The organism is Oxalicibacterium flavum, from assembly GCF_014635065.1.
In the GTDB taxonomy this organism is placed as follows: domain Bacteria; phylum Pseudomonadota; class Gammaproteobacteria; order Burkholderiales; family Burkholderiaceae_D; genus Oxalicibacterium; species Oxalicibacterium flavum.
The window spans coordinates 1-12,661 of sequence record NZ_BMCG01000006.1; the positions used below are offsets into that span (position 1 = coordinate 1).

The 12,661-nt window shown below is 64.2% G+C and carries 11 protein-coding genes; 7 read left to right on the forward strand and 4 right to left on the reverse strand.

What is annotated here, in order from left to right:
- Positions 1-183, reverse strand: a 183-nt coding sequence (locus tag IEV38_RS13775) for a 2Fe-2S iron-sulfur cluster-binding protein (RefSeq protein WP_188397077.1), incomplete at its 3' end; no start/stop codon positions are given.
- A gap of 161 nt (positions 184-344) precedes the next feature.
- Positions 345-3,197, reverse strand: a complete 2,853-nt coding sequence (ppc, locus tag IEV38_RS13780) for a phosphoenolpyruvate carboxylase (RefSeq protein ID WP_188397079.1) — start codon at positions 3,195-3,197, stop codon at positions 345-347.
- Positions 3,198-3,388: 191 nt separating this feature from the next.
- Between ppc and hemC the strand changes: the two genes are divergently transcribed.
- The 5 genes from hemC (at position 3,389) to ppa (ending at position 8,198) form a co-directional block, all read left to right on the forward strand.
- Positions 3,389-4,342, forward strand: a complete 954-nt coding sequence (gene hemC, locus IEV38_RS13785; protein WP_229729058.1) for a hydroxymethylbilane synthase — start codon at positions 3,389-3,391, stop codon at positions 4,340-4,342.
- Positions 4,335-5,108, forward strand: a complete 774-nt coding sequence (locus tag IEV38_RS13790) for a uroporphyrinogen-III synthase (RefSeq protein ID WP_188397083.1) — start codon at positions 4,335-4,337, stop codon at positions 5,106-5,108. Before hemC ends, IEV38_RS13790 begins: the two co-directional genes overlap by 8 nt.
- The gene (locus IEV38_RS13795) at positions 5,105-6,235 is read left to right on the forward strand and encodes a uroporphyrinogen-III C-methyltransferase (protein ID WP_188397085.1); all 1,131 of its coding nucleotides are present in this window, start codon (positions 5,105-5,107) and stop codon (positions 6,233-6,235) included. The genes IEV38_RS13790 and IEV38_RS13795 overlap by 4 nt, the downstream gene beginning before the upstream one ends.
- Positions 6,236-6,351: 116 nt before the next feature.
- Complete coding sequence (locus tag IEV38_RS13800; protein ID WP_188397086.1) at positions 6,352-7,548, forward strand: heme biosynthesis protein HemY; 1,197 nt, start codon at positions 6,352-6,354, stop codon at positions 7,546-7,548.
- A gap of 113 nt (positions 7,549-7,661) precedes the next feature.
- Positions 7,662-8,198 carry an inorganic diphosphatase gene (ppa, locus tag IEV38_RS13805; protein ID WP_188397087.1) on the forward strand — a complete coding sequence of 179 codons (537 nt, stop codon included), beginning with the start codon at positions 7,662-7,664 and terminating at the stop codon, positions 8,196-8,198.
- A 72-nt stretch (positions 8,199-8,270) separates the two neighbouring features.
- On the opposite strand, the gene IEV38_RS13810 is transcribed toward ppa, so the two are convergent.
- Together IEV38_RS13810 and IEV38_RS13815 are read right to left on the reverse strand one after the other, a co-directional pair.
- Complete coding sequence (locus IEV38_RS13810; RefSeq protein ID WP_188397088.1) at positions 8,271-9,305, reverse strand: serine/threonine-protein kinase; 1,035 nt, start codon at positions 9,303-9,305, stop codon at positions 8,271-8,273.
- A 62-nt stretch (positions 9,306-9,367) separates the two neighbouring features.
- Positions 9,368-10,519 carry a GNAT family N-acetyltransferase gene (locus IEV38_RS13815; RefSeq protein ID WP_229729059.1) on the reverse strand — a complete coding sequence of 384 codons (1,152 nt, stop codon included), beginning with the start codon at positions 10,517-10,519 and terminating at the stop codon, positions 9,368-9,370.
- Between the two features lie 80 nt (positions 10,520-10,599).
- Between IEV38_RS13815 and IEV38_RS13820 the strand changes: the two genes are divergently transcribed.
- Positions 10,600-12,213 carry an NAD+ synthase gene (locus tag IEV38_RS13820; protein WP_188397089.1) on the forward strand — a complete coding sequence of 538 codons (1,614 nt, stop codon included), beginning with the start codon at positions 10,600-10,602 and terminating at the stop codon, positions 12,211-12,213.
- An 86-nt stretch (positions 12,214-12,299) separates the two neighbouring features.
- Positions 12,300-12,638, forward strand: coding sequence for a P-II family nitrogen regulator (locus tag IEV38_RS13825; protein ID WP_188397091.1), 339 nt, complete (start codon positions 12,300-12,302; stop codon positions 12,636-12,638).
- The last annotated feature ends 23 nt before the right edge of the window (positions 12,639-12,661 follow it).

Consider the following 12,661-nt stretch of genomic DNA (forward strand, 5'->3'; position numbering starts at 1 on the left):
ACCGAAGGCTTCGAGGCTGTCGGTGGCGCAGAGTTTGGGCACATTGATGCCGTACTCGGCGGCTGCACGCATGACGGAAGTGCCTTGCGGCACGGTCACGGTGATGCCGTCGATTTCCAGGGTGACCATGTTTTCGGATTCGCTCTTGGGCGTACCGTAGTCGATGCCATTGAGTAAGTTCATTTTCTGCTCCATTCGGGCCGGCGCGGTACCGGACATGAGTGGGACGATACGCCGCGCGATGCGCGTTCAACAGGAGCAGATGAAGGGCGTTATGCATAGCAGTACGTCCGGAAAAACGAAAAAGGGAGCCGAAGCTCCCTTTTTGCCGGATGTGCGGACGATCAACCCGTATTGCGCAGGCCCGCCGCCAATCCGTTGATCGACAGATGGATGCCGCGCCGCACGCGGTCGTCGATCTTGCCTTCCTTCATCAGCGCGCGATGGCGCTTGATCAGTTCGACCTGCAAGTGGTTGAGCGGATCGAGATAGGCAAAGCGGTTCAGGATCGAGCGAGCCAGCAGCGGGTTGCTGGCGAGGCGTTCGCGGTGGCCGGTGATCAGGGTCAGGCTGCCGGCGACGCGTTCGTGTTCGGCCACGATGCGCTTGAAGATGCTGTTGCGCAGTTTGCGGTCGGTCACCATTTCGGCGTAGCGCGAGGCGACGGCGAGGTCGGTCTTGGACATGACCATGTCCATGTTCGACAGCAGGGTGGCGAAGAACGGCCATTCCTTGTTCATCGCGCGCAGCGTGGCGACGCGCTTGGTCTTGTCGCCGTTGCCGCTGGCCAGCCATTGCTCGATGGCGGTACCGAAGCCGTACCAGCCCGGCAGCAGCAGGCGGCACTGGCCCCACGAGAAGCCCCATGGAATTGCGCGCAGGTCCTCGATGCGGCGCGAGGCCTTGCGCGAGGCGGGGCGCGAACCGATGTTGAGCTCGGCGATCTCGGTGATCGGCGTCGATGAGAAGAAGTAGTCGGTGAAGCCCGGCGTTTCATAGACGAGATTGCGATAGGCGCGGTACGCGAGTTCCGACAGTTCTTCCATTACGGCGAGGAAGCCGGCCAGCTTCTTGGCGTGGCGCGCGTCGCTCGGGTGCGGCGTCAGCGTGGCTTCCAGCGTGGCGGCGACCAGCAGTTCGAGACTGCGGCGGCCGATCTCCGGGTTGGAGAACTTGGAGGCGATGATCTCGCCCTGTTCGGTCAGGCGGATCTGGCCGTTCACGGTGCCCGGCGGCTGCGCCATGACGGCATCGTAGCTCGGTCCGCCGCCGCGGCCGACGGTGCCGCCGCGGCCGTGGAACAGGCGCAGCTTGACACCGGCCTTGTTGAAGACCTTCACCAATTCCGTTTCGGCTTTGTAGAGCTCCCAGTTGGAGGTTAGGAAACCGCCATCCTTGTTGGAATCCGAATAGCCGAGCATGACTTCCTGCAGATGACCCTGCTTGGCGACCAGCTTGCGCACCTGCGGGATCGACAGCGCCTGTTCCATGATGGCGGCGGCCTGGCGCAGGTCGGGAATGGTTTCGAACAATGGGATCACCATCAGCTCGACGTCGCCGACCGAGGCTTTCTCGTCGTCGCCGCGCAGCAGGCCGGTCTCGCGCTGCAGCAGCAGGACTTCGAGCAGGTCGGACACGGTCTCGGTATGCGAGATGATGTAGTTGCGGATCGCGCGCGAGCCGTAGCGCTGGCGAATCTCGCCGGCGGCACGCATGATCGCCAGTTCGGAATTGGTTTCGTCCGAATAGTCGATGTAGGGTGAGTAGAGCAGGCGCGGCTTGTCCAGTTCGGACAGCAGCAGCTTGATCTTGTCTTCCTCCGACAGCTTGGAGTAATCGGTTTCCACCTGGGCGCGACGGAACAGTTCGGTCAGCGTGCGTTCGTGCACGTCCGAACTCTGGCGCATGTCGAGCGTGGCGAGGTGGAAGCCGAAGATTTCGGCCGCGCGGCGCAGCTTGGACAGGCGCGGCTTGACCAGCGAGGCGCCGTGGTGCGACTTGAGCGAATCGACGATGACGTCGAGCTCGGCGATGAACTCGACAGCGGAGCCGTAGGCGGCGGCCGGGCCGACTTCCTGGCGCATCAGATGCGTGGCGCCATGCGCGCGCGCGGTGGCGGCCAGGCGTGCATAGATGTGGATCAGCGCGCGGCGGTATTGTTCGTCGGCGCGGTGATCGGAATTGTCGGGCGAAATGTCGGCCAGTGCCTGCAGTTCGGGGCTGACGCCGGCGAGGAAGGTCGAGATCGACAGTTCCGCGCCCAGCGTATGCACCTGCTCAAGGTAGAAGCTGAGGATGGTGGTTGACTGGCGCGACAGTGCATAGCGCATGGTGTCGTCGTTGACGTTCGGATTGCCGTCGCGGTCGCCGCCGATCCAGCTGCCCATCTGCACGTAGGTCGGCAGTTCGCGGCCGGCTGCGGCAGCCGCTGCGCCACGTTGCGGGAACTGGCTGGCGATGTCGGCCTCGATGTCCTCGTACAGCGTCGGCAGTTCGTTGAGGAAGGTCAGGCGATAGTAGGACAGCGCATTGTTGATCTCGTCGGCCACCGACAGCTTGGTGTAGCGCAGCAGGCGCGTCTGCCACAGCATGGTGATGCGCGAATGCAGCAATTGCGTGTTCTTGGCGAGCTCCTTGGCGGTCATCGGTGCATCGCGTTCGGCCAGCAGGCGCGCGATGTCGTTCTCGGCATCGAGAATGCTCTTGCGCTGCACTTCGGTCGGGTGCGCGGTCAGCACCGGCGAGATCAGCGCTTCGCGGAAGAACTTGCGCACGGCGGCGCCGCTGACGCCGGCCGCGTCGAGCTTCTCGAGCGCGAGTGCGACCGAACCTTCTTCAGGCGTTGAATTGGCGAGCAGGCTGGCGCGGCGGCAGCGGTGCTGGTGCTGATCCTCGGCGATGTTGGCGAGGTGCGAGAAGTAGGAGAATGCGCGCACCACGGTAATGGTTTCCTCGCGGCCCAGTTTCTTCAGCAGGCGGTTGAGGTCGGTCCCTGCCTGCAGGTCGGCCTCGCGGCGAAAGCGCACGGCGGTCTGGCGGATGGTTTCCACTACCTCGAATACCGCATCGCCTTCCTGGTCGCGCAGCACGTCGCCGAGCAGGCGGCCGAGCAGGCGAATGTCTTCCTTCAGGGGCGCATCTTTTTTCGGAATCGGCGGAATCGCGCGCGTGCGTGGTTTGGGAGGTTGTTTTGCCATGTAAGTGTGCAGTCAGCTCGTTGATGGTGAATCAGGGGGAAGCGCGCCGTTTTTCGCTGCAGGCGCATGATAAGATTTCAGGCACGTAAGAACCGGATATCCGGGAACGTTCCTTGCGGCCTTGCCTTCATCGACAGGCGATGGCGCATGCAAGCTTCCACCGCGTCCCGACAAAAAAGAAAGCAGCCGAGTTGAAATTCCCACCCCCGAAAAAATTGATCATCGCCTCGCGCGAAAGCCGGCTTGCCATGTGGCAGGCCGAACATGTGCGCGAAAAACTGTCCGTATTATATCCGCAGTGTTCGATCGAAATCCTCGGCATGACCACGCGCGGCGATCGCATTCTGGATCGCACGCTGTCCAAGGTCGGCGGCAAGGGCCTGTTCGTCAAGGAACTCGAAGTCGCAATCGCCGAGCGCCGCGCCGATCTGGCCGTGCACTCGCTCAAGGACGTGCCGATGCAATTGCCCGACGGTTTCCGGCTGGCCGGCGTGCTCGAGCGCGAGGACCCGCGCGATGCCTTCGTCTCCAACGACTACGATTCGCTGGCCGCGCTGCCGGCCGGCGCGGTGGTCGGCACCAGCAGCCTGCGCCGTCAGTCGCTGATCGCGGCGCGCTATCCCCATCTTGAGATCCGTCCGCTGCGCGGCAACCTCGATACGCGGCTCGGCCGTCTCGACAAGGGCGAATACGCGGCCATCATCCTCGCCGCCGCCGGCCTCAAGCGCCTCGGCATGACGCAGCGCATCCGCATGTTCCTCGCGCCCGAGGATAGCCTGCCGGCACCGGGGCAGGGCGCGATGGCGATCGAGATCGCTGCCGACCGCGACGATCTGGCCGAATGGCTGGCGCCGCTCGATCACACGGCCAGCGCGTTGGCGGCGCGTGCCGAGCGCACCGTGTCGCGCAACTTCGGCGGCAGCTGCCAGATTCCGCTGGCCGCGCATGCCACGCTGGATGGCGGCACCATGCGCCTGCGCGCCATGATCGCCACGCCGGACGGCACGCGCGTCGCGCAGGCCGACCTGAGCGGTCCGGCCGACGCGCCCGAAGCGCTCGGCGACCGCATCGCCGAGGCATTGCGCGCGCAGGATGCACAGGCCATCCTAGACGCCTGCAACAGCGATTCCGCTGCCGATGACTGAGGCCCTGGTGGTCGTCACGCGGCCGGCCGCACAGGCGGCCGAACTCGCGCAACGCATTGCGGAGAGCGGGCGGCAGGTGGTGCAGTTTCCATTGTTGGAAATCCTGCCGACGCCCGATCCGGCACGCTTGCGCGAGGCGCTGAGTGAAGTGGAGCGCTACGCGCTGGTTGCCTTCGTCAGTCCCAACGCGGTCGATGCGGCCCTGGCCGCGCGCCCCGACTGGCCGCGCCAGGTTCCGCTGGCGGTGGTCGGCGAGGGCAGCCGCGCGGCGCTGGCACGGTACGGGCTGGACGATGCGCACTGCACCATCCACAGCCCACGCGATCCCGAGCGCAGCGATTCCGAAACCCTGCTGGCCGAACTCGACCTGGCGGCGCTGCGCGGCCGCGAGGTGTTGATCGTGCGCGGCGAAACCGGCCGCGAACTGCTGGGCGATGCCTTGCGCGCGGCGGGTGTGCACGTGACGCCGGTTGCCGCCTATCGCCGTGTTGCGCCTGAGTTGACGCCGGCACGGCGCGACGAACTGATTCGCCTGCTCGACGGTCAGAACGAATGGATCGTGACCAGCTCGGAAGCGCTGCGCTTTTTGCTGCGCATGGTCGAGCAGCTCGGACAGACGGGAGGCGTGGCAAAAATGCAACAACAACGATTGGTCGTTCCGCACATGCGTATCGCGGAAACCGCCCGTTCCCTCGGATTTACCCGTATCGTACAGACGCGATCAGGCGACGACGGCCTGCTCGCCGCGTTACAATCCCTTTCATGAATGACATGCAAAATCCCCAGGAAAATACGCCGCAACCGACTCCTGAAGCGGCAACGCCCGTCCCGCCCGCTGCCGATGCGGGCAAGCCGCCGCGCAAGTCCGGCAAGGGCGGCCAGACCGCGCTGTATGTGCTGGTGCTGATATTGGCCGGCGCGCTGGCGGCGCAGGGCTGGTATTCGCATCGCGAACTGAGTTCGCTGCGCGGCGAGGTCGCCAAGCGCATGCAGACTGGCGACAGCGTCAGCAACGAAACGCGCATCATCGCCAAGTCGGTGCAGGAAGCCGTGACCGAGGTGCAGGCCAAGGTCAGCGTGCTCGAGAGTAAGCAGCTCGAGGCGCAGAGCCAGCAGCTGGCGCTCGAGCAGCTTTACCAGGATCTCTTCAAGCGCCGCGACGACTGGGCCTTGGCCGAGATCGAACAGGTACTGTCAACCGCCAGCCAGCAACTGCAACTGGCCGGCAACGTGCAGGGCGCGCTGATCGCGCTGCAGAATGCCGACGCGCGGCTGGCACGCGCCGACACGCCACAGTTCGTCACGATCCGCCGCGCCATCGGCAACGACATCGAACGCCTGAAGGCGCTGCCGGCGCTGGACCTGACCGGCGTTGCGCTGCGTCTCGACAGCGTGATCAGCCAGATCGACCGCATGCCTTTGCTGGCAGACGAACAGCCGTCGCAACAGGCGGCCGAGCCGAAGAATCGTCCGGCCGCCAAGGTGCGGGCTGACGGCACGCCGGCCGGCGAGGACTGGAGCGTGGTCTGGAAGGCGCGCTGGGACAGCTGGTCGAGCGAACTCTGGAGCGACATCCGCGAACTGGTGCGTATCCGCAGCGTCGATACTTCGGACGCGCTGCTGCTGTCGCCGAGCCAGGCCTACTACGCACGCGAAAACCTCAAGCTGCGCCTGCTCAACGCACGCCTGGCGCTGCTGTCGCGCAACGAGAGCGCCTTCCGCAGCGACATGATCGCGGCGCAGGATGCGATCGCGCGCTATTTCGATACCCGTGCCAAGCAGACGCAGACCGCGCAGGCCATGCTGAAGCAGGTGCAGTCCAGCAATCTGGCGATCGAGATGCCGACGCTGGCGGAAAGCCTGAACGCCGTGCGCAACTACAAGGCGCAGTGATGCGTGCGGCCCGCGTGCGCGTTGCTGCATCCACCCGAGCCGTTGTTTCGCGTGTCGGATACGCGCATGCCGTGCGCGCATCCGATCCCGCAGCTAATTTGATTCTTTGACGACCCATGCGTCTTTTCCTCTGGATTCTTGCCCTGTTCGCCTCCGCCATCGGTATCGCCGTGGCGGCCCACTACAACGTGGGCAATGTTGTGTTCTTCTATCCGCCGTACCGGATCGATCTCTCGCTCAATTTCTTCATCCTGCTCGCGATCCTGCTGTTCGTGGCGATCTACGCGGTGCTCAAGACCATCCGCGTGGCGCAGCGCATGCCGGGCCGGGTGGCGGCCTACCGTCATGAAAAGCTCGAACGCAAGGGCAATCAGGCTCTGCGCGACGCGCTCAAGTATTACTTCGAGGGCCGTTTCGGCCACGCCGAAAAGGCTGCGATCCGCGCTGCCGAATCGCCCGAGAACGCCGGCCTGGCCGCGCTGATCGGCGCGCGTGCCGCCCATCGCATGCAGCAGACCGAACGCCGCGACACCTGGCTGGCGACGGTGGAGCCGGACCAGTCGCTCAAGAGCGCGCGCCTGATGACGGCGACCGAACTGCTGGTCGACGAACGCCAGCCGGAACTGGCGCTCAAGGTGGTCGAGGAACTCAACGCCAACGGCACGCGCCACATCCATGCGTTGCGCATGGCACTCAAGGCCAACCAGCGCGCCAACAACTGGCCCGAGGTGCTGCGTCTGGTGCGCACGCTGGACAAGAACAATGCGCTGAATCCGGCGCTGTCCACGCGCCTGCGCGAACTGGCCTACGAAGACCTGCTGCGCAATCCGGCCAACGATGCCGAAGGCATCCGCAATGTCTGGTTCGCGATCCCGGCCGAGGATCGCGTCAAGCCGTACGTCGCGCTTCGCGGCGCGCACGCTTTCAACCTGCGCGGCCTGCACGAGGGCGCGCGCGGCATTGTCGAGAAGTCGCTGGCACAGGAGTGGGACGAGCGCCTGCTGCGTCCCTATCGTGCGGCAGCGGCCGAGCAGGGCTCACCGGCGCTGGTGGCGCAGATCGAGCGTTGCGAGGAATGGTGCCGCCAGCATCCGGGCGAGCCGGAACTGGAACTGACGCTGGGTACGCTGTGCCTGCGCCAGCAATTGTGGGGCAAGGCGCAGCGTCATCTGGAGCAGGCGCTGTCGGATGCCGGCAGTGCCCGCCAGACGCAGGAAATCCACCTCAAGCTCGCGCAGTTGCACGAGGCCCTGAACCAGCACGAGCAGGCGGCAGAACACTACCGTCAATGCGCACTGGCAACGGCCTCCTGATCGAGATCGTCATGGCAACCGGCCTTCGCTCGGGCCGGTACCGCCGGAAAAAAACGGGCGGAGTCGCTATAATCACGCGTTCGCTTCATCCATCCCCACTTTGAGAAATCATCATGAGTCTGAATAACGTCCCTGCCGGCAAGGACCTGCCGAACGACTTCAATGTCGTCATCGAAATCCCCATGAACGGCGATCCCGTCAAGTACGAAGTCGACAAGGAATCGGGCGCGATCTTCGTCGATCGCTTCATGAGCACCGCCATGCACTATCCGTGCAACTACGGCTACATCCCGAACACGCTGTCCGACGATGGCGACCCGGTTGACGTGCTGGTCGTCACACCGTTCCCGCTGCTGCCGGGCGTGGTCGTGCGCTGCCGCACGATTGGCGTTCTGAAGATGACCGATGAGGCAGGGACCGATGCCAAGCTGCTGGCCGTGCCGGTCGACAAGCTGCTGCCGCTGTACAAGGACTGGCAGAAGCCGGAAGATGCCAATCCGTTCCTGATCAACCAGATCCAGCACTTCTTCGAGCACTACAAGGATCTGGAAAAGGGCAAGTGGGTCAAGGTTGACGGCTGGGGCAATGCGGATGAAGCCAAGGCCGAAATCCTGGCAGGCGTCGCCAATTATGAAAAGGCCGCAGCCTGATCGATTCGGCTTGCCGTCATCAAAAAAGCGCACCTTTGGGTGCGCTTTTTGTTTGGCTGGCCGCAATATCCATCAGCGCCACAGCGTGTAGGCCGCGATCACGATGGCGAGCGTGATGCCACACAGCGGCCAGAACAGCCGCGATTGCCGGAAGTCGGGCGAGTTGGCCGGCTGATCGCCATCCGGCGACTTGACCGCGCGTTCGCGCGTGCGGCGGCTGCGGGTCAGGTGGCGCTTGATGTCCAGCGCCATGTCTTCCGCGGTCTGATAGCGCTTCTCGGGGTTCTTGTGCATGGCCTTGACCACGATGCGCGACAGCGCGATCGGCACGCCCGGCGCCAGCTGGTGCGGTGCCGGCAAGGTCTTCTGTGCGATCTGCTGCAACAGCTTGTCCGGATCGCCGGCCTGAAAGGGTTTGCTGCCGGTCAGCATTTCATGCATGACGGCACCCAGCGAATAGATGTCGGTGCGTGGGTCCAGCGTGTGTCCGCCTGCCTGTTCGGGCGACATGTAGTTGGGCGTGCCGAGCAGGCGTTCGTTGAAGGCCGTTTGCGGCGCATCGTCGAGCGGCCGGCGTTCCATCAGCCGATTCGGTGCGCGCGCAATGCCGAAATCCATCAGCTTGGGCTGGTGGTCGCCGACCAGAAAGATGTTGGCGGGTTTGATGTCGCGATGGATCACGCCATGGCGATGAGCATGATCGAGCGCATCGGCGATCTTCCATGAGATCGATGCGACATCGTCGCCCGAGAACAAATGGCCTTCGTCGAGCAGCGTGCCGAGGGCGCGTCCATGCAGATATTCCATGGCGATGAAGGTGGCATTGCCCTCGCTGGAAACCTCGTAGATGGTGACGATGCCCGCATGCGCGAGGCGGCCGGCGGCACGCGCCTCGTTGATGAACTGCTGTTCGTGCTGCTTGCGCGCCAGCGGCGTGAGATTGCCGTGAAAGGTCTTGATGGCGACTTCGCGATCGATCACGGGATCGTGCGCAAGATAGACGACTCCGGTAGAGCCGCGTCCGATTTCCTCCCTGACGACGAAACGGCCGAGACGGGCTGGCTTGTCCGTTGCAGGAGTAGTAGGGGCGGAAGACGTGGGCGTCATGGTGCTGCCAGCATGCCTGCTCCGCAACCGGCTGGCAAGTCCCACAAATCAGGGAGGTGGCGTCAGTCTTTCTGCGGGGTGCGGAACGGGTTGCGTTCGTTGAGTTCGTCGATATAGGCATCGATGCCGCCCCCTTCGCGCTGCAGAAAATCCTCGATGGCCGTGGCAAATCCGGGATGCGCGAGCCAGTGCGCCGACCACGTCTTCTGCGGCAGGAAGCCGCGCGCCATCTTGTGCTCGCCCTGCGCGCCGCCCTCGAAGCAGGCGATGTCGTGCGCGATGCAGAATTCCAGCGGCTGGTAATAGGCGGTCTCGAAATGCAGGCAGTCGATGTGTTCGAGCGCGCCCCAGTAGCGGCCATAGAGCGTGCGCTCGTCATGTACCACCAGCGAGGAGGCGATCGGCCTGCCGTCGCGCTCGGCGACGATCAGCAGCAGATTGTCCGGCATCGTCGCGCCGATGCGCAGGAAGAAATCGAGATTCAGATAGGGCGTTGAATGATGCGCCGCATAGGTATGGTCGTAGCAGCGCTTGAAGAAGCGCCAGTCGTCTTCGGTCGCTTGATGCCCGCCGACATGGCGGAAGACCACACCGGCCTCGGCCACCTTGCGCCGCTCGGCGCGGATGTTCTTGCGCTTCTTGCGTTCCAGCGTGTCCAAGAATGCGTCGAAGCTGCGGTAACCGGCATTGAGCCAGTGGAACTGCACGCCGCTGCGCAGCAGGAAGCCGGCTTCCTCGAGCTGGCGTGCCTGGTCCTCGGGCGGATAGAGGATGTGGGTGGAGGAAAACGCGTTTTGCCGTTGCAGCGCGACCAGTGCCGCCACCAATGCGACCCGTGCCTGTTCGTCGCGCGCCAGTAGGCGGCTGCCGGTGACCGGCGTGAACGGGATGGCCGACAGCAGCTTCGGATAGTAGTCGAGCCCGTTGCGCTCGTAGGCGTCGGCCCAGGCCCAGTCGAACACGTACTCGCCATAGGAATGGCCCTTGGCGTAGAGCGGCAGTGCGGCGGCCAAACCGGCGTCGTCCCACAGCGTGGCGAACTGCGGCTGCCACCCGGTGCGGATGGCGGCGCTGCCGCTTTCGTGCAGGGCGTCGAGGAAGGCGAACGAGAGGAAAGGGTTGGCGTCGGCCTGCAGGGCGAGCAGGGCATCCCATGCGGGCTGGCCGATTTCGGATAGGGAAGAGACGATGCGCGTGCGATAATCGGTGTTCAATTGATCAACTCTTTCATGCATCACGACGCGATGCGTTCCTGCAGCAGCGTTGCCGATCCCGATTCAGCCACGACCCAGCCATGACCGTTAAAGTTGCCATTGCCCAAATCAACAGCACCGTCGGCGATCTCGCCGGTAACAGCGCAAAGATCGCAGAGTTCGCCCGGCGCGCCGCCGCGCAGGGCGCCGACATCGTCCTGACGCCGGAACTGTCGCTGGTCGGCTATCCGCCGGAAGACCTGCTGCTGCGCCCGTCATTCTACGCAAAAACCGCCGACACGTTGGCCGCGCTGGCCGCCGAGCTGGCGGACCTGCAGGGCGTGCACGTGGTGGTCGGCCATCCGCTGCAGGAGGGCGATTTCCGCTTCAACGCGGCATCGGTCGTGCTCAACGGCGTGATCGCCGGCACCTACTGCAAGCATGAGCTGCCGAATACCACGGTGTTCGACGAGAAGCGCTATTTCGACGGGGCCGACCGGCCGCTGGCTTTCGACGTGAAAGGCGTGCGCTTCGGTATCAACATCTGCGAGGACACATGGTTCACGCACGCGCCGGCCGCGGCCGCCGAAGCCGGCGTGCAGGTGCTGCTGGTGCCCAACGGCTCGCCCTACCATCTGAACAAGCAGCACGTGCGCATTGCCACCATGCGCGACAACGTCTGCAGCAAGGACATGAGCGTGGTCTATGCCAATCTGGTCGGCGGCCAGGACGAGCTGATCTTCGACGGCAATTCCTTCGTGCTGGACCAGAGCGGTGCGGTGCGCGCGCACCTGCAGCACTGCGTGGAAGACCTGCAGATCGTCGAGTTCCAGGGCGCGCAGCCGGTTGACGCGACCATCGTCGAGGAACTGCCGCAGGAGGCGCAGATCTACCAGGCGCTGGTGCTCGGCGTGCGCGACTACATCGGCAAGAACGGTTTCCCGGGCGCGCTGCTGGGTTTGTCGGGCGGCGTCGATTCGGCGCTGGTGCTGGCGATCGCGGTGGATGCGCTGGGTGCAGACAAGGTGAGGGCGGTCATGATGCCGTCGCCCTATACGGCCGACATTTCGCTGACCGACTCGCGCGACATGGTGGCACGCATCGGCGTGCGCTACGACGAGATCGGCATCGGCGACTGCTTCGACGCCTTCAACCGCACGCTGGCCGAGGAATTCAAGGGCCTGAAGCCGGATACCACGGAAGAGAACATCCAGGCGCGCATCCGCGGCACCATCATGATGGCGCTGTCGAACAAGTACGGTGCCATCGTGCTCACTACCGGCAACAAGAGCGAGATGGCGGTCGGCTATTGCACGCTGTACGGCGACATGGCGGGCGGCTTCGCCGTCATCAAGGACATCGCCAAGACGCTGGTCTATCGCCTGTGCCGCTACCGCAATTCGGTGTCCGACGTGATTCCGGAGCGCATCCTGACGCGCGCGCCGTCGGCCGAACTGCGGCCCGACCAGACCGACCAGGATTCGCTGCCCGAGTACGACATCCTCGACGGCATCATGCAGCTCTACATGGAGGAAAACCGCAGCCGCGCCGAGATCGTGGCGGCCGGCTACAGCGAGGAAGACGTCAACCGCGTGACGCATCTGATCAAGCTCAACGAGTACAAGCGGCGCCAGGCGCCGGTCGGCATCCGCATCACGCATCGCGCCTTCGGCCGCGACTGGCGCTATCCGATTACCTCAAAATATCGCGATTGAGGCACAATGGTTGCAAATCGCAGCGTGGCCAACGTGCTGCAGGCGACGGAATTCATGGAATACGCATTCAAATCGAAGGAGCACCAATGAAACAAATTACCGCCATCATCAAACCGTTCAAGCTCGATGAAGTACGCGAATCGCTGGCCGAAGTCGGCGTGACCGGTTTGACGGTGACCGAGGTCAAGGGCTTCGGCCGCCAGAAAGGCCATACCGAGCTGTACCGTGGTGCCGAGTACGTCGTCGATTTCCTGCCCAAGATCAAGGTCGAGGCCGTGGTTGACGACAGCGTGCTGGAACGCGCGGTTGACGCCGTCATCAAGGCAGCCCGTACCGGCAAGATCGGCGACGGCAAGATCTTCGTGCGCGACGTCGAGCAGGTGATTCGTATCCGTACCGGCGAAACGGGCGCGGACGCGGTCTAGGTTCTTGCGTTCGCCAATGGAAA